The following is a 19,858-nucleotide window of genomic DNA, read 5'->3' as shown; positions in this document are numbered from 1 at the left end:
AGCGCTGTGGCCGAACACTTTCCTTGAACCTTATGACGATCAAATGTGGGAGCGGGCTTGCTCGCGAATGCGGTGTGTCAGCTGATACATCTTTCACTGATCCACCGTCTTCGCGAGCAAGCCCGCTCCCACATTTAGACTGTATTTCAGCTCACTTCGCCGACTGCTCGGTAAGCCTCATCAATCGCCGCATGCGCATACGCACTCCACGCCGCGTCCGAGTTGGCGATGCTCACATGCCCTACCGGCTTTTTCGCCAGGTTCATCCACGCCTCGCTCTGGTCCGCATCGTCGAACAAGCTGTTGGAGAAACTCGCATAACCGTGTGACCAGCGGTTGACAGTGATCGCCAGAATGTCGGTCTCATGGTTGAACCCACCCGGCCCTAGCATGCGTTGCAACTGGTCACGCAACTGCGCTTCCAGCTGTTCGAACGTCTGCCCATAGAGTTTGCCGCGTCCGGCGCGGGCCTGGTCGCGGGCGTTCATGCCGCTGTTGGGGCTGGTGGGTACGTAGACCATGTGCAAGCCGATCGGCTGCGTCGGGTCGCGCGGGTGGTCGTAGCCGCCCATGCTCACCGGGTAATCCAGCTTGATGCGGCTGTAGGGCTGGGTCGCCGCGTAGATTTCATGCACGCCCAACTTCTGGAACGACTGCCAATTGCGGATCACCACCTTGGTGTACACCAGCGGGTACTTCACGTTCTGGCTCAGGGCTTGGGCTTGGGTTGCCGGCAGGTCTTTCAGCAGATACGGAATCATCATGTTGTAGCAGGCCAGGATGCAGCGTTTGCCGCGCACCTGTGCGAGTTGTCCGCCACGGCTGTAGCCGATATGCACGCTGCTGCCGACGTTACGCACGCTGACTGCCGTGCTGTTCAAGCGCAAGCGCACGGCCGCCTTGGGCTGGTCGAGCTTGGCGTAGTCAAACGCCGCCAGCACGATATCGTCCATGGTGTGTCCTGGCGCCACGCCCGGAATCAGGCTGCGCACCAGCAACCGCGCCACCGACGCATTGCCATCTGGGAAGTGGTAGATGTAGGGCTCTTCCATTTCCGCTGCCGCTTCTTCGCTGATCGGCGCCAGGTTCATCCCGGCAAAGCCTGGGAAACCCACGCTATAAGCGTCAGCAGCAGCGACGGCATCGATGCTCAACGCCATGAAGTCATTGGTGCGACTCTGGAAGTACTTCACTGCGCCTTCGGATAATCCTACGTTCTTGAGCAGGAAATCGCGGTAGCTGGTGGTTGCCAGGGTGTCGGCCTTTTCTTCGGCCGTCTTGCCCGGCAGGTAATCCTTGGGCGCGGTGTGCAGTTCGATCAGGGCCTGGCGGTCGGCCGCTGGCAAGGGGAAGTCATTGATGAAGTCGCTGATGGCTCGGGCATTCAACTGGTCGGGTGCAATATCGTCGGCCACCATTGGCGTCGGGTCGCCGGTCACCAGTTTGTCTTCGCCGAAGTTTTCCTTGTCGAAAAACACCCCGCGCGACAGCCCAAGGCCTGGGTAGAACTGGCGGTCGAAGGCGGTTTCGAAGCGCTTGATATTCACCCCGAGCTTTTTCAACAACCCGTTCACTTCCTGGCTGTACAGGTGGTTGGGCGACTGGAACGCCTCGCTGCCGCCGTAGCCGATGATCATGCGGCCACCGGCCTGGAATTCGTTGCGCTTGGCGTGACCGCCGAAGTCGTCGTGGTTTTCCAGGATCAGGATCTTCGCCTTGGGGTGCTTCTCGCGGTAGAACCACGCCGCTGACAAACCACTCAAGCCGCCGCCCACGACCACCAGGTCATAGTCCTCGGTGATCGGCAGTGCGTCGGTGTTGAACACCTTCTTTTCCCAGCCCATCTGGTGCGCCACTTCGAACGAGCCGGCATGGCTGCCGCGCAGGCCGGTGAGGGCGGGTGGGTAGTAACGGCCATCGGGAGCGGCTTGCAGGATTTGCAGCGGGGTCATGCCGGCGGCAATGGTGACAGCGACGCCGTTGAGGAAGTCGCGGCGGGTGATATCCATGGGGGATCCTGAAAATTATTGTTATAGGTTCCCGGCATCCAGGGAGGATGCCGGGTTAAATCGTCAGTGCTTGAACATCACATGGCGCACGGTGGTGTAGTCCTCCAGCCCGTACATGGACATGTCCTTGCCATACCCGGACAGTTTCTGGCCGCCGTGGGGCATTTCGCTGACGAGCATGAAGTGGGTGTTCACCCAGGTGCAGCCGTACTGCAGGCGTGCGGCCAAGCGGTGGGCGCGTCCTACATCGGCGGTCCACACGGATGACGCCAGGCCGTAGTCCGAATCATTGGCCCAGCCCAGTACCTGTGCTTCATCAGTGAACTTGGTCACCGACACCACTGGCCCGAACACCTCTCGGCGCACGATTTCGTCGTCCTGCTGTGCGTCGGCCAATACCGTCGGTTCGAAGAAGAAACCATTGCCTTCCACGGCCTTGCCACCGGTGACCAGGCGAATGTGCGACTGCGCCACGGCGCGTTCGACAAACCCGGCGACACGGTCGCGATGCTGCGCGGTAATCAATGGGCCCAGCTCGGTGGCCGGGTCATCCTGCAAGCCATACTGGATGCTGGCGACCGCCGCGCCGAGCTTCTCGACAAACGCATCGTAGATATCCGCCTGCGCATAAATCCGGCAGGCCGCCGTGCAATCCTGACCGGCGTTGTAGAAACCAAAGGTACGAATACCGTCCACGGCGGCGTCGATGTCCGCGTCGTTGAAGATGATCACTGGCGCCTTGCCACCCAACTCCATGTGCATGCGCTTCACGCTGTCGGCGGTGCTGGAGATGATGTTTGCGCCCGTGGCGATGGAGCCGGTCAGCGACACCATGCGCACTTTCGGGTGGTTCACCAGCGGGCTGCCGACGGTTGGCCCACGGCCGAACACCAGGTTGAGCACACCGGCCGGGAAGATTTCAGCGGCCAGTTCGACCATGCGTAGCGCGGTCAACGGGGTTTGCTCCGACGGCTTGAGCACCACGGTATTACCGGCGGCCAGGGCCGGGGCGATTTTCCAGGCGACCATCATCAGCGGGTAGTTCCACGGTGCGATGGACGCAATCACCCCCACCGGGTCGCGGCGGATCATCGAGGTATGGCCAGGCAGGTATTCACCGCCGGCCGAGCCGCTCATGCAACGGCTGGCGCCGGCAAAGAAGCGGAATACGTCGGCAATCGCCGGAATTTCATCGTTCAGGGCGGCGCTGTAGGGCTTGCCGCAGTTGTCCGATTCCAGCTTGGCCAGCTCTTCGCCATGGGCTTCGATGACGTCCGCCAGTTTCAGAAGCAGCAGCGAACGGTCCTTGGGCGCGGTTTGCGACCAGCTTTCGAAAGCCGCATCGGCTGCGCGCACGGCGGCGTCGACCTGGGCTTCGCTGGCTTCGTTGATTTCCACCAGCACGCGGCCGAGCGCCGGGTTGAATACCGCCTGGGCCGGGCCTTCGCCCTCGACCAGTTGGCCATTGATCAGCAGTTTGGTTTGCATCGCCATGTCCTCTTCAAACAATTATTTACCGCCACTACCGGCCACGCTTTCACCGCCGCGCGTCAGGTAATAGGCACCGAGAATCGGGAACATCGTCACCAGCATCACCAGCATCGCGACCACGTTGGTCACCGGCACATCCCGTGGGCGGCTCAGTTGGTTGAGCAGCCACAACGGCAAGGTGCGTTCGTGGCCGGCAGTGAAGGTGGTGACGATGATTTCGTCGAACGACAGCGCAAAGGCGAGCATGCCGCCGGCCAGCAGCGCCGAGCCCAGGTTGGGCATGATGATGTAGCGGAAGGTCTGCCAGCCGTCGGCGCCCAGGTCCATCGAGGCTTCGATCAGGCTGTGGGAGGTACGGCGCAGGCGGGCGATGACGTTGTTGTAGACGATCACCACGCAGAAGGTCGCGTGGCCGACGATGATGGTGAACATCCCCGGCTCGATGCCCAGCGTCTTGAAGGTCGCCAGCAGCGCGATACCGGTGATGATCCCTGGCAGCGCAATCGGCAGGATCAGCATCAACGACACGCCTTGCTTGCCAAAGAACTCACGGCGATACAGCGCCGCCGAGGCCAGGGTGCCGAGCACCATGGCGATCAGGGTAGCGATGGCCGCAATCTGCAACGACAGCTTGATCGCTTCCAGCACATCCGGCCGGGCGAAGGCCACGCTGAACCACTTCAACGTGAAGCCCTGTGGCGGGAAGCTGAACGCCGCCTCTTCGGTGTTGAAGGCGTAGAGGAAGATGATCAGGATCGGGAAGTGGAGAAAAACCAGTCCACCCCAAGCTGCGATCTTCAGACCCATGGAAGATTTTTCAGAGTGCATCGAAGGCCCCCAGGCGTTTGACGATGGACAGGTAAACCGCGATCAGCACGATAGGCACCAGCGTGAACGCTGCGGCCATGGGCATGTTGCCGATCGCGCCTTGCTGCGCGTAGACCATGCCGCCCACGAAGTAACCCGGCGGGCCCACCAGCTGCGGCACGATGAAGTCGCCCAGGGTCAGCGAGAAGGTGAAGATGGAGCCGGCGGCAATCCCCGGAATCGACAGCGGCAAAATCACCTGCATGAAGGTCTGGCGCGGCTTGGCGCCCAAATCCGCTGACGCTTGCAGCAATGAGGGCGGCAAACGCTCCAGTGACGCCTGGATCGGCAGGATCATGAATGGCAGCCAGATATAGACGAACACCATGAAGCGACCCAGGTGCGAGGTGCTCAAGGTGCTGCCGCCCACGCCGGGAATGCCCAGCACGAACTGCAACACCGGCTCCAGACCCAGGTGCTGCACAAACCACTGCGCCACGCCGCCCTTGGCCAGCAGCAAGGTCCAGGCATACGCCTTGACGATGTAGCTGGCCCACATCGGCATCATCACCGCGATGTAGAAGAACGCCTTGGTCTTGCCCGTGGTGTAGCGCGCCATGTAGTAGGCAATCGGGAACGCAACGACGGCGCTGGCGATCGACACCACAATCGCCATGCTCAGGGTGCGCACGATGATGTCGAAGTTCGACGGCTGGAACAGCGCGGCGAAGTTGGCCAGGGTCAGGTCCGGGGTGACCGCCATGGTGAAGTCATCAAACGTATAGAAACCTTGCCACAGCAGGGTCAGCAGCGAGCCGAGGTAGATCGCGCCGAACCAGATCAGCGGCGGCACCAGCAGCATCGCCAGGTAGAGGTTGGGCTTGCGGTACAGCAGGTTGGAAAACCTGCGCATCGGCGGTTGGGAAAGGGCCAGGCTCATGTCACACCTCGCCTGCGATGTCGGTCAGCGGCACCATGGCTTCACGGGCCCAGCGCGCGGTGAGGGTTTGGCCGACCTGGTGGCCGGCGCTGGTGTCCAGCCACTGATTGTTGGCGCGGCTGATGTTCAGGGCCTGGCCGTTTTCCAGCTTCAGTTCATAGCGGGTGGCGCTGCCTTGGTACTGGATGTCGTGGAGCAAACCGCTGATTTCCACTTCGCCAGCGCCCAGCGGGCCTTCGGCAAAGCGCACATGTTCCGGGCGGATCGAGAAGGGTTGTGCAGTGCCGCTGAGGCGCTGGGCCAGCTCGCCACGAATCACGTTGGAGGTGCCGACAAACTCAGCGACGAACGACGTGGCCGGTTTCATATAGAGGTTGCGCGGGGTGTCGACCTGCTCGATGCGGCCTTTGTTGAACACGGCCACGCGGTCGGACATCGACAGCGCTTCGGTCTGGTCGTGGGTCACGAAGATAAAAGTGATGCCCAACTGGCGTTGCAGCTTTTTCAGCTCGCTTTGCATCTGTTCGCGCAGCTTGAGGTCGAGGGCACCCAAGGGTTCGTCCAGCAGCAACACCCGTGGACGATTGACCAGGGCGCGGGCCAGGGCCACACGCTGGCGCTGGCCGCCGGAGAGTTGCACCGGCTTGCGGTCGCCGTAGCCGCCGAGGGCGACCATGGCCAGCGCCTCTTCGGCACGGTGCAGGCGTTCCGCCTTGCCCACGCCCTTGACCTTGAGGCCGTAGGCCACGTTGTCGCGCACATTCATATGGGGGAACAGCGCGTAATCCTGGAACACGGTGTTCACATCGCGCTGATATGGCGGCAAGCCGGCGGCTTCCTCGCCATGGATACGGATCGAGCCTGCGCTCGGCTGCTCAAACCCGGCGATCAGGCGCAGGCAGGTGGTCTTGCCCGAGCCGGAAGGGCCGAGCATGGAAAAGAACTCGCCGTCCTGGATGTCGATGGAAACCCGGTCAACGGCTTTCACTTCGCCGAACTGACGGGAAACGTGGGTGAATTGGACTGCAAGCGTCATGGTGCGGTGCTCCAAAAAGGCGCGGGTCGTCGCAGCGGCCCGGCCTGGACTTCTGAAAAATCTGGGAATCTGTTAACGCAAATGAAATGTGGGAGCTTTTCTGTGGGAGACGGGCTTGCCCGCGATGCAGGCGCCTCGGTGTGTCTGTTGCACCGAGGTGATGCCATCGCAGGCAAGCCAGCTCCCACAGGGATCTCTTTCAGTTCAGGAACTAGCGGCCACCCATGATCGCAATGTAATCCTGGGTCCAGCGGCTGTACGGCACGAACTTGCCGCCTTCAGCCTGCGGGGTTTTCCAGAAGGCGATCTTGTCGAACTGGTCGAAACCGTTGGTCTTGCAGCCTTCGGCGCCGAGCAACTCGCTTTCCTTGCACGCCGCAGGCACCGCCGGCAACGAACCGAACCAAGCGGCAACGTCGCCCTGGACCTTCGGCTGCAGCGACCAATCCATCCACTTGTAGGCGCAGTTCGGGTGCTTGGCTTCGCTGTGCAACATGGTGGTGTCGGCCCAGCCGGTGGCGCCTTCCTTTGGAATGGTCGAGGCAATCGGCTGTTTCTCGTTCTGCAGGCCGTTGACCTGATACGGCCAGGCGCTGGAGGCCACTACGCCTTCATTCTTGAAGTCACTCATTTGCACGGTGGTGTCGTGCCAGTAGCGGTGGATCAGCGGCTGTTGCGCGCGCAGCAATTCGAGCACGGCCTTGTACTGGGTTTCGGTCAGTTCATAGGGGTTCTGGATGCCCAGTTCCGGCTGGGTCGACTTGAGGTACAGCGCCGCATCGGCAATGTAGATCGGGCCGTCATACGCCTGCACGCGGCCTTTGTTCGGCTTGCCGTCCGGCAGGTTTTGCGCTTCGAAGAGCACATTCCAGCTGGTGGGCGCGGTCTTGAACACGTTGGTGTTGTACATCAACACGTTCGGGCCCCACTGGTACGGGGTGCCGTAGGTTTGCTGGCCGACCACATACCACGGCGCATCTTTCAGGCGCGGGTCGATGTTCTTCCAGTTGGGGATCAGCGAGGTGTTGATCGGCTGCACACGCTTGCCAACAATCAGCCGCAACGATGCATCGCCCGACGCGGTGACCAAGTCGTACCCGCCCTTGGCCATCAAGCTGACCATTTCGTCAGAGGTGGCGGCGGTTTTCACGTTGACCTTGCAGCCGGTTTCCTTCTCGAAACCGGTGACCCAGTCGTAGGCCTTGTCGCTTTCGCCACGTTCGATGTAACCGGGCCAGGCGACGATATCCAACTGGCCTTCACCGGCGCCCACCGCTTTGAGCGGTTCAGCGGCCTGGAGGCTGGCGCTGGCCAGCAGCGCGGTGGTCAGGGCACTGAGCAGTGCGGTCTTGTGCGCAGACATGGGGGTTCCCTCTTCTTTAATTATGGTCGGGGCAGTGTTTGAAGCCGGTAACGCAACAGCTTAGTTGTTGTTTTAAAGATGCTGGCCGTGGCGCGCCATGATGTGGCGCACCACGCTGTAGTCCTGCAGCGAATCGCTGGACAGATCCTTCCCATACCCCGAGCGCTTCAAGCCGCCGTGTGGCATTTCGCTGACCAGCATGAAATGGCTGTTGATCCAGGTGCAGCCGTATTGCAGGCGCGCCGCCACCTGCATGGCCTTGTCCAGGTTCTGGGTCCACACCGAGGAGGCCAGGCCGTATTCGGAGTCGTTGGCCCAGTCCACCGCCTGTTCCAGCTCATCGAAGCGGGTCACGGTGACCACCGGGCCGAACACCTCGCGCTGCACGATTTCATCGTTCTGTTTACAGCCGGCGAGCAAGGTCGGCTGGTAATAGAAGCCCGCACCGGAATGCACGGCGGCGCCGGTGATGCGTTCGATATGCGGCTGGCCGAGGGCGCGCTCGACAAAACTGGCGACGCGGTCGCGCTGACGCGTGCTGATCAGCGGGCCGAGCTCATTGTCGGCATCGCGCTTGCCGGCAAAACGCAGGCTGCTGACCGCCGCGCCCAGCTCAGCCACCAGTTTGTCGTGGATCCCGGCCTGGGCGTAGATGCGGCACGCGGCGGTGCAGTCCTGGCCGGCGTTGTAATAGCCATAGGCGCGCACGCCTTCGACCACAGCTTGCAGGTCGGCGTCGTTGCACACGATCACCGGCGCCTTGCCGCCCAGTTCCAGGTGTGTGCGCTTGAGGGTTTTGGAGGCGGCTTGCAGGATTTTCTGCCCGGTGACGATATCGCCGGTCAACGAGACCATGCGCACCTTGGGGTGACTGACCAAGTGACTGCCGACGCCTTCGCCGCCACCACACAGAATGTTGATCACGCCACGTGGCAGCAGCTCTTTAAGCACGGGCGCCAGGGCCAGGATCGACAGCGGCGTGTGTTCCGACGGCTTGAACACCAAGGTATTACCGGCAGCCAGGGCTGGGGCGATCTTCCACGCGGCCATCATCAACGGGTAGTTCCACGGCGCAATCGAGGCCACTACGCCAATCGGATCGCGACGCACCATGCTGGTGTAGCCCGGCAGGTATTCACCGCTCAACTGCCCGGTCTGGCAACGCACGGCCCCGGCAAAGAAGCGGAATACATCGACGGTGGCACTCAAGTCATCCTGGCGGGCCAAGTGCAACGGCTTGCCGCAGTTCAGGGATTCGAGGCGGGCCAGGTAGTCAGCTTGTTTTTCGATGGCGTCGGCGATGCCGAGCAGGATGTTCGAACGCTGCTGCGGCGTGGTGCGTGACCAGCCCGCAAAGGCGCGGTGGGCGGCGAGGATCGCGGTTTCGACCTGCTCGGTGCTGGCTTCGCCGATCTGGGTGAGCACTTCACCGGTGGCCGGGTTGAGGATCGGCTCGGCAAACCCCTGGCCCTGGACCAGTTCGCCGTCGATCAGCAACGCAGTGAGCAGCGGGGTGGGCGCGCCGGACATTTTTCGCGATCTCTTTTCTTGTGTGGCCATGGGCGTTCTCTTACAAGGCGCCTGACCTTCTCTTATGGGATGAACAAAGACTAGAGGTCAGGCGCGAGGTCAACAAATACTAAATACTGAATGCAGCATTCGATTAAATAGATGGCTTGCGTGGGTGCGGCTGTTCGCGGGCCACCGTCAGGAACGGGTCCACCAGCGCCGGACGTGCGGTGCCACGGCGCCAGGCCAGGCCGACGTCGAGGGTCTGGCTGAGGTCGGCAATCGGCCGGGCTTCAATGATGTCGCCTTCCAGCGACCAAGGCCGGTAGGTCATGTCCGGCTGGATCGACACGCCGAGGCCCGCGGCCACCAGGCTGCGCACGGCTTCGGTGGAGGCGGTGCGCAACGTCACGCGCGGTTGCAGGCCCGCGCCGGTCCACATGCGCTGGGCGTTGTGGCCCATTTCATCGACGTTCAGCTGGATCAGCGGTTCACGTGCCACATCGGCCAGGTTGATGCTGTCGTGCTCCAGCAGTGGATGCTGCGCCGGTAGCCACAAGCGGTGCGGGGAGTGGGTGAGGACTTCGGTCTGCAAGGCATGGCGGTCTTCGAGGTTGGAGAGGATCAGCACGCCCACATCGATTTCGCCGCTGACCAGCAAATGCTCGATATACGGGCGCTCATCCTCCATCACACGGATTTCCACATTGGGATAAGCGCGCTGGAATCGCGTCAGCAGGTCCGCGAGGTAATAACCGGCCACCAGGCTGGTCACACCGATGATCAGCTGTCCGGCTACCTGATCAGTACTTTGTTGCAGGCTGCGCTTGGCGTTGTCGACAGTGGCAAGGATCAGGTGCGCCTGGCGCAGGAATTGATGGCCCTGGTGGGTCAGGGTCATGCCCTTGGCATGCCGGTTGAACAGGTTGACGCCGATTTCCTGCTCCAGTTGCTGGATCGCCAGGGTCAGGGTGGACTGGGAAATGAACGCGGTCTGCGCGGCGGCAGAGATCGAGCCGGTCTCGGCCACGGCGATAAAATGCCGGATTTGACGCAAGGTCATCATGCTGGAATTACCAGTGGGGTGTTTTTATAGATTTGTTCGAGTGTATATCGATTTAAGCGAAGGGCGGCCGCGTTACATCTGGAAGCACTCTAGATCGAGGCTTTTTGGCACTTAGTTTTACGCTGGGGGCCTATTGGTCCTATGAACCCTAGTGTCTGGAGGCTACGAATGAATACCCGTGGATTGCTTGATCAGTTGCTCAAGTCTGGCCAGGACATGTTGCAAAACAAGGCTGGCGGCCAGCGTAAGCAGGACGACAAAGGTGCACTGGGCGGTTTGCTCGGCGGTGGCGGCCTGGGCAGCCTGCTCGGCGGCGCGGGCGGCGGTGCCTTGGCGGCCGGCGCCATGGGCCTGCTGCTTGGCAACAAAAAAGCCCGCAAATTCGGCGGCAAGGCCCTGACCTACGGCGGTTTGGCGGCATTGGGCGTGATTGCCTACAAAGCCTACGGCAACTGGCAGGCCAGCCAAGCCAATGCACCCCAAGGCGAGCCGCAGACCATTGATCGCCTGCCGCCGGCCCAGGTCGAGCAACACAGCCAAGGCATTCTCAAGGCGCTGGTCGCCGCCGCCAAGGCCGACGGCCATGTGGATGAGCGCGAGCGTGCGCTGATCGAGGGCGAATTCACCAAACTGGACAGTGACCGCGAACTGCAAAGCTGGCTGCATGCCGAACTCAACAAACCCCTCGACCCGGCCGACGTAGCACGGGCTGCCGGCACGCCGGAAATGGCCGCCGAGATGTACATCGCCAGTGTGATGCTGGTGGATGAGGAAAACTTCATGGAAAAGTCCTACCTCGACGAACTGGCGCGCCAACTGAAACTGGAGCCGGGTTTGAAGCTGGAGCTGGAAAAACAGGTGCGCCAAGCGGCGCTCTGACCCCATCGCTTTATCGAAAACACCCCGGATGCCATAAAGGCCCGGGGTGTTTTTGCATTCTGTGAGCGCTACATCAAAACCCGTTGATAAATGAGGGCTTCTGCTCAGCTATACTCCCCGGCATTTGATCGGCCCTTCGAGGAATTACTGTGAAGAACTGGACCTTGCGCCAACGGATCTTGGCAAGCTTTGCGGTCATTATCGCCATCATGCTGTTAATGGTTGTGGTCTCCTATTCACGGTTGCTGAAGATCGAAACCAGCGAAGTCGCGGTGCGCGATGACGCGGTGCCGGGGGTCTATCTCAGTTCAATGATTCGTAGCGCCTGGGTCGACAGCTACCTGCAGACCCTTGAATTGCTGGGCCTGCGTGAGAACAAGCAACTGAGCGACGCTGATCGGGCGGAGTTCAAGTCCTTCGAAGCGCGCATCCTGCAGCAGATGAGCAATTACGATAAAACCATTGCCGGCAGTGAAGACCGTTCCGAGTTCGACAAATTCGAAGCCCTGCACCAGGCCTACAACAAGAGCCTGTCCACGGTGCTCGACAGCCTGCAACGCGGTGACCTGGCGGCCGCCCGCAAAGAGTTCGATACGCAGCTGACGCCGACCTGGACCGCAGGCCGCATGAAGCTCAACGACATCATCACCGAGAACAAGAACGTCGCCGACCGTGCGACCAACGCCATCGATGATGCGGTTTCCGCTGCTAAAATCAGCATGTTCGTATCGCTGGTCGTCGCCATCCTCGCCGCCGGCCTGTGTGGCCTGCTGCTGATGCGCGCGATCATGGCGCCGATGCAACGCATCGTCGATATCCTCGAAACCATGCGCGACGGCGACCTGAGCAAGCGCTTGAACCTGGAGCGCAAAGACGAATTCAATGCGGTGGAAACCGGCTTCAACGACATGATGACCGAGCTGACGGCCCTGGTATCCCAGGCCCAGCGTTCGTCGGTGCAGGTCACCACCTCGGTCACCGAGATTGCTGCCACGTCCAAGCAGCAACAGGCCACCGCCACTGAAACCGCTGCGACCACCACTGAAATCGGTGCCACCTCCCGCGAAATCGCGGCCACGTCCAAGGACCTGGTGCGCACCATGACCGAAGTGTCCACCGCCGCCGACCAGGCTTCGGTCGCCGCCGGTTCCGGCCAGCAAGGCCTGGCACGCATGGAAGAAACCATGCACTCGGTGATGGGCGCGGCCGACCTGGTCAACGCCAAGCTGGCGATCCTCAATGAGAAGGCCGGCAACATCAACCAAGTGGTGGTGACCATCGTCAAGGTTGCTGACCAGACCAACCTGCTGTCCCTCAACGCGGCCATCGAGGCTGAAAAAGCCGGCGAATACGGTCGCGGTTTTGCCGTGGTGGCCACCGAAGTGCGTCGCTTGGCCGACCAGACGGCCGTGGCCACCTACGACATTGAGCAGATGGTGCGCGAGATCCAGTCGGCGGTGTCCGCTGGCGTGATGGGCATGGACAAGTTCTCCGAAGAAGTGCGTCGCGGCATGTTTGAAGTGCAGCAAGTGGGCGAGCAGTTGTCGCAGATCATCCATCAGGTGCAGGCCCTGGCGCCGCGCGTGTTGATGGTCAACGAAGGCATGCAGGCCCAGGCCACCGGTGCCGAGCAGATCAACCACGCCCTGGTGCAACTGGGCGATGCCAGCAGCCAGACCGTCGAGTCCCTACGTCAGGCCAGCTTTGCCATTGACGAGCTGAGTCAGGTGGCGGTCGGTCTGCGCAGCGGCGTGTCGCGTTTCAAAGTCTGATGAGCGACCTCGCGGCTAAACGCGGCGCCGTCCCGGCAGCGAAAAAGGCGTTGTTCCTGGTGTTCCACATCGGCAACGAACGTTACGCCCTCAAGGCCACCGAAGTGGCCGAGGTGCTGCCGCGCCTGCCTTTGAAACCCATCGCCCATGCGCCGCTGTGGGTGGCGGGCATTTTTGCCCACCGTGGTGCACTGGTGCCGGTGATCGACCTCAGCGCCTTGACCTTCGGCACCGCCGCCCAGGCGCGTACCAGCACGCGGCTGGTGCTGGTCAATTACCAGCCCGAGCCCTGGATTGAAGCGCGCTGGCTGGGGCTGATCCTGGAGCAGGCCACCGACACGTTGCGCTGCGACCCGGCGGAGTTTCAGCCCTATGGCCTCGACAACCGCCAGGCGCCGTACCTGGGGCCGGTGCGTGAAGACGCGTTGGGCTTGATGCAATGGATCGGCGTGAATGACCTGCTCACCGATGAGGTGCGCGCCGTGCTGTTTTCTGCCGAGCTGAGCCTATGAGCAGCGATCCGCGTTTCTTTGCCTTCCTTAAAGAGCGCATCGGCCTGGATGTGGCATCGGTGGGCGAAGCCATCATCGAGCGCGCGTTGCGCCAGCGTAGCCAGGCCGTCAATGCGCAGACGGCCGGCGAGTACTGGCAGCACCTGCAAAGTTCCGAGGATGAGCAGCAGGCGCTGATCGAAGCGGTAATCGTCCCGGAAACCTGGTTTTTCCGGTACCCCGAATCGTTCGCGACCCTGGCCCGCTTGGCCAAGGCGCGGCTGATCGAAATCAAGCAGATGCGCGCACTGCGCATCCTCAGCCTGCCGTGCTCCACCGGTGAAGAACCTTATTCGATTGCCATGGCATTACTGGACGCTGGCCTCGCGCCGCACCAGTTCAAGGTGCTGGGCCTGGATGTCAGCCCGCTGTCGGTGGAGCGTGCGCGGCGCGGGGTGTATGGCAAGAACTCGTTTCGCGGTGGCGATATCGCCTTTCGCGATCGCCATTTCACCGAGTATGGCGACGGTTACCACATTGCCGACCGTGTGCGCGAACAGGTGCGCCTGCAAGTGGGCAACCTGCTCGATCCGGGCTTGCTGGCGAATGAGGCGAGCTACGACTTCGTGTTCTGCCGCAACCTGCTGATCTACTTCGACCAGCCGACGCAGAAGCAGGTGTTCGATGTGCTCAAGGGCCTGACCCATGTGGACGGCGTGCTGTTTATCGGCCCGGCCGAAGGCAGCTTGTTGGGGCGCCATGGCATGCGTTCGATTGGGGTGCCGCAGTCGTTTGCGTTCAGTCGGCATGCCGAGCCGGTCAAGCCTGAACCCGTGTTTGTGCCGATTGCCGCGCCTATCCCGCAACGCAGTGCGGCGCCGATTCCGAGCAAGCCACGGCCGTTCAGCACGGCCAGCGCCCAGGTGGTGCCGATCAAGGCGCCGCATACCGATGCGGGCGACCTGCTCAGCCGCATCGCCACCCTGGCCAATGAAGGCAAGAGTGCCGAAGCCCGCACCGCGTGCGAGCAGTATTTGAGCAACCACCCGCCGGCCGCCCAGGTGTTCTACTGGCTCGGGTTGTTGAGTGATGTGGCCGGCAGTGCCCTGGAAGCCCAGGGTTATTATCGAAAAGCCTTGTACCTGGAGCCCCAGCACCCGCAGGCCTTGATGCACCTGGCCGCGTTGCTCCAATCCCAGGGCGACAGTGCGGGAGCGCGCCGCTTGCAGGCGCGGGCTGCCCGTAGCGAGCGAGCTGACAGTGAGTCCAAACGATGAGTAACACCGAGGCGCTCGACACCGCCGGCCTGGACCTGACCCTGGCCGACACCCAAGCCATCGACGACTGCTGGAACCGCATCGGCATCCATGGCGACAAATCCTGCCCGCTGTTGGCAGACCATATCCATTGCCGCAACTGCTCGGTGTACTCGGCGGCGGCCACGCGACTGCTGGACCGCTACGCCTTGCAGCAGGACGCGCATCGCCCGCATGCCGCTGTCGAGCTGGGCGAAGATGTGGTCACCCGTTCGTTGCTGATGTTCCGCCTCGGCGAAGAATGGCTGGGCATTGCCACCCGTTGCCTGGTGGAAGTCGCGCCGTTGCAACCGATACATTCCCTGCCGCACCAACGCTCGCGTGCCTTGCTCGGCGTGGCCAATGTGCGGGGTGCGCTGGTGGCGTGCCTGTCGCTGGTGGAGCTGCTGGGCCTGGATGTCACCAGCAACGGCGCCAGCGGCGGCCGCATCATGCCGCGCATGCTGATCATCGCCGCCCAAGACGGCCCGGTAGTGGTGCCGGTGGATGAAGTCGACGGGATCCACGCCATCGATGAGCGCACCTTGAAGGCGGCTTCGGCCTCCGGCACCCAGGCCAGCGCGCGCTACACCCAAGGCGTGTTGCAGTGGAAAGGTCGCAGCCTGCGTTGGCTGGACGAGGTGCAATTGTTGTCCGCCGTGACCCGGAGCCTCACATGACCCCCGACCAGATGCGCGATGCCTCGCTGCTGGAGCTGTTCAGCCTGGAAGCCGACGCGCAGACCCAGGTGCTGAGCGCGGGCCTGCTGGCCCTGGAACGCAACCCGACCCAGGCCGATCAGCTTGAAGCCTGCATGCGCGCCGCTCACTCGCTCAAGGGGGCGGCGCGTATCGTCGGGGTCGACGCCGGGGTCAGCGTGTCCCATGTGATGGAAGATTGCCTGGTCAGCGCCCAGGAAAGCCGCCTTTACCTGCAACCCGAACATATTGATGCGTTGCTGCAAGGCACCGACCTGCTGATGCGCATCGCCACGCCCGGCAATAACGTGGGGCCGGCGGATATCGAAGCCTATGTGGCGTTGATGGAGCGCCTGTTGGACCCGTCCCAGGCGCCGGTCAAGCCTGTGGCGCCGCCGCCAGAGCCTGTACCTGTCGTTGAAGAACTGCCGCCGGAACCCGAGCCTGCGCCGCCGGTGGTTGCCGAGCCGCTGCGCCAGAACAAACGCATGACCGAAGGCGGCGAGCGCGTGCTGCGGGTAACCGCTGAGCGCTTGAACAGCCTCTTGGACCTGTCGAGCAAATCCTTGGTGGAAACCCAGCGGCTCAAGCCGTATTTGGCCAGCCTGCAGCGCCTCAAGCGCATTCAAAGCCAGAGCGTGCGGGCCCTGGATGCGCTGGACGGGCAGCTCAAAACTGAGAACTTGAACCTCGAAGCTCAAGAGGCGCTGGCCGATACCCGCCGTCTGCTCAGCGAAGCCCAGGCCCTGCTGGCGGAAAAAACCGCCGAGCTGGACGAGTTTGGCTGGCAGGCCGGGCAGCGCGCCCAGGTGCTCTACGACACCGCGCTGGCCTGCCGCATGCGCCCGTTTGCCGATGTGCTGGCCGGGCAAGTGCGCATGGTGCGCGACCTTGGCCGCAGCCTCGGCAAACAGGTACGCCTGGAGATCGAGGGCGAAAAGACCCAGGTCGACCGTGACGTGCTGGAAAAACTCGAAGCGCCGCTCACCCATTTGTTGCGCAATGCGGTCGACCACGGCATCGAAATGCCTGAGCAACGCCTGCTCGCAGGCAAGCCGGCTGAAGGCCTGATCCGCCTGCGCGCGTCCCACCAGGCTGGCTTGCTGGTGCTGGAATTGAGCGATGACGGTAATGGCGTCGACCTGGAACGCCTGCGCGGCACCATCGTCGACCGGCATCTGTCGCCGCTGGAAACCGCCCTGCGCCTGAGCGAAGAAGAGTTGCTGACGTTCCTGTTCCTGCCGGGGTTCAGCCTGCGTGACAAGGTCACCGAAGTCTCCGGGCGCGGCGTCGGCTTGGACGCGGTGCAGCATATGGTCCGCCAGCTGCGCGGCGCGGTGGTGCTGGAGCAGACGGCGGGGCAGGGCAGCCGCTTCCACCTGGAAGTGCCATTGACCCTGTCGGTGGTGCGCAGCCTGGTGGTGGAAGTCGGCGAAGAAGCCTACGCCTTTCCGCTGGCCCACATTGAGCGCATGTGCGACCTGGCGCCGGACGATATTGTGCAACTGGAAGGTCGCCAGCATTTCTGGCACGAAGGCCGGCACGTCGGCCTGGTTGCCGCTAGCCAGTTGCTACAGCGTCCGGCGGGGCAGGGCCAGTCGGACACCTTGAAAGTCGTGGTGATCCGCGAGCGTGATGCGGTGTATGGGATTGCCGTGGAGCGTTTTATCGGCGAGCGTACCCTGGTGGTGCTACCGCTGGATGATCGCCTGGGCAAGGTCCAGGATATTTCCGCTGGCGCGTTGCTGGACGACGGTTCGGTGGTGCTGATCGTCGATGTCGAAGATATGCTGCGTTCGGTGGACAAACTGCTCAACACCGGCCGCCTGGAACGTATCGCTCGGCGCAGTCAGCAGGCCACCGAAGCGCCGCGTAAGCGGGTGTTGGTGGTGGACGACTCGCTGACCGTGCGTGAACTGCAACGTAAATTGTTACTTAATCGTGGTTATGAAGTGGCCGTTGCGGTCGATGGCATGGACGGCTGGAACGCCTTGCGCTCCGAAGACTTTGACCTGTTGATCACTGATATTGATATGCCTCGTATGGACGGTATTGAATTGGTCACACTCTTGCGCCGAGACAGTCGCCTGCAATCGTTGCCGGTGATGGTGGTGTCCTACAAGGATCGCGAAGAAGACCGACGTCGTGGACTGGACGCCGGCGCCGACTATTATTTAGCCAAAGCCAGTTTCCATGATGATGCCCTGCTGGATGCCGTGGTGGAACTGATCGGAGGCGCGCGGGCATGAGGATTGCGATCGTCAATGACATGCCCCTGGCAGTGGAGGCCTTGCGCCGCGCCTTGAGCTTCGAGCCCGCGCATCAAGTCGTCTGGGTGGCCGCCAATGGCCTCGAAGCGGTGCAGCGCTGCGCTGAACTGACGCCGGACCTGATCCTGATGGACCTGATCATGCCGGTGATGGACGGCGTGGAAGCCACCCGTCAGATCATGGCCGAGACCCCGTGCGCCATTGTGATCGTGACCGTCGACCGCCAGGCCAACGTCAGCCGGGTATTTGAAGCCATGGGCCACGGCGCGTTGGACGTGGTGGACACACCGCCCCTGGGCGTGGGCAACCCCAAGGATGCGGCGGCGCCGCTGCTGCGCAAGATCCTCAATATCGGCTGGCTGATCGGCCAGCGCGGCAGCCGCGTACGGGCCGAAACCGTTGCGCCGCGAATGACCGGTAAACGCCAGAGCCTGGTGGCAATCGGTTCATCGGCCGGTGGCCCGGCTGCCCTGGAAATCCTGCTCAAGGGTTTGCCCCGGGACTTTCCCGCCGCCATTGTGCTGGTGCAGCATGTGGACCAGGTGTTCGCCGCCGGCATGGCCGAGTGGCTGGGCAGCGCCTCCGGCCTGCCGGTGCGCCTGGCCCGTGAAGGCGAGCCCCCGCAAAGCGGCGTGGTGCTGCTGGCCGGCACCAACCACCACATTCGTTTGCTGAAAAATGGCACGCTGGCCTATACCGCAGAGCCGGTGAACGAGATTTACCGGCCTTCGATCGACGTGTTTTTCGAAAGCGTGGCCAGCCATTGGAATGGCGATGCCGTCGGCGTATTGCTGACCGGCATGGGGCGTGACGGGGCCCAGGGCCTCAAGTTGCTGCGTGAACAAGGTTATTTGACCATCGCCCAGGATCAGCAAAGCTCGGCGGTGTATGGCATGCCCAAAGCGGCGGCGGCAATTGATGCTGCTGTTGAAATTCGCCCACTGGATAGAATTGCGCCCCGATTGCTGGAGGTCTTTGCAAAATGAACATGACCTCTCGCGGTGCTGGCTGGCAGGTAGTAATTCAGGTGACTGCACATGAATGATTTACAGATCGACGACATCAAGACCGACGAAAATGCCGCCATGGTGTTGCTGGTCGACGACCAGGCCATGATCGGCGAAGCCGTGCGACGCGGCCTGGCCCATGAAGAAAATATCGACTTCCACTTCTGCGCCGATCCACACCAGGCGATTGCCCAGGCGATCCGCATCAAGCCGACCGTGATCCTGCAGGATCTGGTGATGCCCGGCCTCGACGGCCTGACCCTGGTGCGCGAATACCGCAATCACCCGGCCACCGCGAATATCCCGATTATCGTGCTGTCCACCAAAGAAGATCCGCTGATCAAGAGCGCGGCTTTTTCTGCAGGGGCCAATGATTACCTGGTCAAGCTGCCGGACAACATCGAATTGGTGGCGCGCATTCGCTATCACTCGCGGTCCTACATGACCCTGCTGCAGCGGGATGCGGCTTATCGTGCGCTGCGGGTCAGCCAGCAACAGTTGCTGGACACCAATCTGGTACTGCAACGGCTGATGAACTCCGATGGCCTGACCGGGCTGTCCAACCGTCGTCACTTTGATGAATACCTGGAGCTGGAGTGGCGTCGGGCCATGCGTGATCAGACTCAGTTGTCGTTGTTGATGATTGATGTGGATTTCTTCAAGACCTATAACGACAGTTTTGGGCACGTTGAGGGTGACGAAGCCTTGCGCAAGGTGGCGGCGACCATTCGTGAGGCCAGCAGTCGGCCTTCGGATTTGCCGGCGCGCTACGGGGGGGAGGAGTTTGCGTTGGTATTGCCGAATACTTCGCCCGGAGGGGCGCGACTGGTGGCGGAAAAACTGCGGATGGCGGTGGCAGCACTGAAAATCCCGCATAACGCACCGACGGAAGGTTCCAGCCTGACCGTGAGCATTGGGCTGTCGACTATGACGCCGCAGCAGGGGACGGACTGCCGGCAGGTGATCTTGGCGGCGGATAAGGGGTTGTATACGGCTAAGCATAATGGGCGGAATCAGGTGGGGATTGAGTAGGGCTGTGTACATATCCGTTATTTAGGTAACGGCCACCTATGGTTCCGCTCTTACAGCGGCTCACTTTTGGAAAGGCCGGAATGCCGGCCCAGCCAAAAGTAAGCAAAAGGCCTTCGCCCCAACACTCGGCACCTCGCCTAGGCTCGGTGTGCCCTCACTCCGGCTTGAATCCGTGGGCCGCCGCGATGGGCCC

General features: G+C 62.1%; 16 protein-coding genes. 8 read left to right on the top strand and 8 right to left on the bottom strand.

Annotated elements, in window-relative coordinates; translation table 11 throughout:
• Positions 1 to 146: 146 nt before the first annotated feature.
• From ACP7BX_RS03700 to ACP7BX_RS03665, 8 genes are all read right to left on the bottom strand, one after another.
• Complete coding sequence (locus tag ACP7BX_RS03700) at positions 147 to 2,009, bottom strand: NAD(P)-binding protein (protein WP_426129868.1); 1,863 nt, start codon at positions 2,007 to 2,009, stop codon at positions 147 to 149.
• 63 nt (positions 2,010 to 2,072) lie between these two features.
• On the bottom strand, positions 2,073 to 3,497 hold the full coding sequence (locus ACP7BX_RS03695) for a gamma-aminobutyraldehyde dehydrogenase (RefSeq protein WP_426129866.1): 1,425 nt from the start codon (positions 3,495 to 3,497) through the stop codon (positions 2,073 to 2,075).
• A gap of 21 nt (positions 3,498 to 3,518) precedes the next feature.
• On the bottom strand, positions 3,519 to 4,328 hold the full coding sequence (locus tag ACP7BX_RS03690; RefSeq protein ID WP_012722540.1) for an ABC transporter permease: 810 nt from the start codon (positions 4,326 to 4,328) through the stop codon (positions 3,519 to 3,521).
• Positions 4,318 to 5,247 carry an ABC transporter permease gene (locus tag ACP7BX_RS03685; protein ID WP_016977918.1) on the bottom strand — a complete coding sequence of 310 codons (930 nt, stop codon included), beginning with the start codon at positions 5,245 to 5,247 and terminating at the stop codon, positions 4,318 to 4,320. The genes ACP7BX_RS03690 and ACP7BX_RS03685 overlap by 11 nt, the downstream gene beginning before the upstream one ends.
• 1 nt (position 5,248) lies before the next feature.
• Positions 5,249 to 6,283, bottom strand: a complete 1,035-nt coding sequence (locus tag ACP7BX_RS03680; RefSeq protein WP_426129864.1) for an ABC transporter ATP-binding protein — start codon at positions 6,281 to 6,283, stop codon at positions 5,249 to 5,251.
• A 211-nt stretch (positions 6,284 to 6,494) separates the two neighbouring features.
• A complete protein-coding gene (gene ydcS, locus ACP7BX_RS03675; RefSeq protein ID WP_426129862.1) occupies positions 6,495 to 7,646 on the bottom strand; it encodes a putative ABC transporter substrate-binding protein YdcS in 1,152 nt (383 codons plus the stop codon).
• A 72-nt stretch (positions 7,647 to 7,718) separates the two neighbouring features.
• On the bottom strand, positions 7,719 to 9,176 hold the full coding sequence (locus tag ACP7BX_RS03670) for a gamma-aminobutyraldehyde dehydrogenase (RefSeq protein WP_426129860.1): 1,458 nt from the start codon (positions 9,174 to 9,176) through the stop codon (positions 7,719 to 7,721).
• 133 nt (positions 9,177 to 9,309) lie between these two features.
• The gene (locus ACP7BX_RS03665) at positions 9,310 to 10,221 is read right to left on the bottom strand and encodes a LysR family transcriptional regulator (protein ID WP_003209548.1); all 912 of its coding nucleotides are present in this window, start codon (positions 10,219 to 10,221) and stop codon (positions 9,310 to 9,312) included.
• A gap of 168 nt (positions 10,222 to 10,389) precedes the next feature.
• Here ACP7BX_RS03665 and ACP7BX_RS03660 point away from each other — a divergent pair, with 168 nt between their 5' ends.
• The 8 genes from ACP7BX_RS03660 to ACP7BX_RS03625 all read left to right on the top strand — a co-directional run bounded on the left by ACP7BX_RS03660 (position 10,390) and on the right by ACP7BX_RS03625 (position 19,665).
• A complete protein-coding gene (locus ACP7BX_RS03660; RefSeq protein ID WP_426129858.1) occupies positions 10,390 to 11,100 on the top strand; it encodes a tellurite resistance TerB family protein in 711 nt (236 codons plus the stop codon).
• Positions 11,101 to 11,249: 149 nt separating this feature from the next.
• Positions 11,250 to 12,872, top strand: coding sequence for a methyl-accepting chemotaxis protein (locus tag ACP7BX_RS03655; RefSeq protein ID WP_033899957.1), 1,623 nt, complete (start codon positions 11,250 to 11,252; stop codon positions 12,870 to 12,872).
• Positions 12,872 to 13,384: a chemotaxis protein CheW gene (locus ACP7BX_RS03650; RefSeq protein WP_033899959.1), complete on the top strand. Its 513-nt coding sequence runs from the start codon at positions 12,872 to 12,874 to the stop codon at positions 13,382 to 13,384. The genes ACP7BX_RS03655 and ACP7BX_RS03650 overlap by 1 nt, the downstream gene beginning before the upstream one ends.
• Positions 13,381 to 14,640, top strand: coding sequence for a CheR family methyltransferase (locus tag ACP7BX_RS03645; RefSeq protein ID WP_426129856.1), 1,260 nt, complete (start codon positions 13,381 to 13,383; stop codon positions 14,638 to 14,640). Before ACP7BX_RS03650 ends, ACP7BX_RS03645 begins: the two co-directional genes overlap by 4 nt.
• Positions 14,637 to 15,338, top strand: a complete 702-nt coding sequence (locus tag ACP7BX_RS03640) for a chemotaxis protein CheW (protein ID WP_033899964.1) — start codon at positions 14,637 to 14,639, stop codon at positions 15,336 to 15,338. The genes ACP7BX_RS03645 and ACP7BX_RS03640 overlap by 4 nt, the downstream gene beginning before the upstream one ends.
• Positions 15,335 to 17,605, top strand: coding sequence for a hybrid sensor histidine kinase/response regulator (locus ACP7BX_RS03635; RefSeq protein WP_314525353.1), 2,271 nt, complete (start codon positions 15,335 to 15,337; stop codon positions 17,603 to 17,605). Before ACP7BX_RS03640 ends, ACP7BX_RS03635 begins: the two co-directional genes overlap by 4 nt.
• Positions 17,602 to 18,612, top strand: a complete 1,011-nt coding sequence (locus ACP7BX_RS03630; RefSeq protein ID WP_033899968.1) for a chemotaxis response regulator protein-glutamate methylesterase — start codon at positions 17,602 to 17,604, stop codon at positions 18,610 to 18,612. The genes ACP7BX_RS03635 and ACP7BX_RS03630 overlap by 4 nt, the downstream gene beginning before the upstream one ends.
• Positions 18,613 to 18,663: 51 nt before the next feature.
• Positions 18,664 to 19,665 carry a diguanylate cyclase gene (locus ACP7BX_RS03625; RefSeq protein ID WP_133074457.1) on the top strand — a complete coding sequence of 334 codons (1,002 nt, stop codon included), beginning with the start codon at positions 18,664 to 18,666 and terminating at the stop codon, positions 19,663 to 19,665.
• Positions 19,666 to 19,858: the final 193 nt, after the last annotated feature.

This window comes from Pseudomonas sp. DWP3-1-3b3, from assembly GCF_049896305.1.
Taxonomy (GTDB): domain Bacteria; phylum Pseudomonadota; class Gammaproteobacteria; order Pseudomonadales; family Pseudomonadaceae; genus Aquipseudomonas; species Aquipseudomonas azotoformans_A.
The sequence above is the reverse complement of the archived record's forward strand: the minus strand, read 5'-3'. Positions and strand labels throughout refer to the sequence as shown.

Excerpts from the sequence above, each read along its gene's own strand:
- ACP7BX_RS03700 (WP_426129868.1), bottom strand. The coding sequence starts at position 2,009 with ATGGATATCACCCGCCGCGACTTCCTCAACGGCGTCGCTGTCACCATT.
- ACP7BX_RS03635 (WP_314525353.1), top strand. The coding sequence starts at position 15,335 with ATGACCCCCGACCAGATGCGCGATGCCTCGCTGCTGGAGCTGTTCAGC.
- ACP7BX_RS03625 (WP_133074457.1), top strand. The coding sequence starts at position 18,664 with ATGAATGATTTACAGATCGACGACATCAAGACCGACGAAAATGCCGCC.
- ACP7BX_RS03665 (WP_003209548.1), bottom strand. The coding sequence starts at position 10,221 with ATGATGACCTTGCGTCAAATCCGGCATTTTATCGCCGTGGCCGAGACC.
- ACP7BX_RS03640 (WP_033899964.1), top strand. The coding sequence starts at position 14,637 with ATGAGTAACACCGAGGCGCTCGACACCGCCGGCCTGGACCTGACCCTG.
- ACP7BX_RS03680 (WP_426129864.1), bottom strand. The coding sequence starts at position 6,283 with ATGACGCTTGCAGTCCAATTCACCCACGTTTCCCGTCAGTTCGGCGAA.
- ACP7BX_RS03630 (WP_033899968.1), top strand. The coding sequence starts at position 17,602 with ATGAGGATTGCGATCGTCAATGACATGCCCCTGGCAGTGGAGGCCTTG.
- ACP7BX_RS03685 (WP_016977918.1), bottom strand. The coding sequence starts at position 5,247 with ATGAGCCTGGCCCTTTCCCAACCGCCGATGCGCAGGTTTTCCAACCTG.
- ACP7BX_RS03660 (WP_426129858.1), top strand. The coding sequence starts at position 10,390 with ATGAATACCCGTGGATTGCTTGATCAGTTGCTCAAGTCTGGCCAGGAC.
- ydcS (WP_426129862.1), bottom strand. The coding sequence starts at position 7,646 with ATGTCTGCGCACAAGACCGCACTGCTCAGTGCCCTGACCACCGCGCTG.
- ACP7BX_RS03650 (WP_033899959.1), top strand. The coding sequence starts at position 12,872 with ATGAGCGACCTCGCGGCTAAACGCGGCGCCGTCCCGGCAGCGAAAAAG.
- ACP7BX_RS03645 (WP_426129856.1), top strand. The coding sequence starts at position 13,381 with ATGAGCAGCGATCCGCGTTTCTTTGCCTTCCTTAAAGAGCGCATCGGC.
- ACP7BX_RS03690 (WP_012722540.1), bottom strand. The coding sequence starts at position 4,328 with ATGCACTCTGAAAAATCTTCCATGGGTCTGAAGATCGCAGCTTGGGGT.
- ACP7BX_RS03695 (WP_426129866.1), bottom strand. The coding sequence starts at position 3,497 with ATGCAAACCAAACTGCTGATCAATGGCCAACTGGTCGAGGGCGAAGGC.
- ACP7BX_RS03670 (WP_426129860.1), bottom strand. The coding sequence starts at position 9,176 with ATGTCCGGCGCGCCCACCCCGCTGCTCACTGCGTTGCTGATCGACGGC.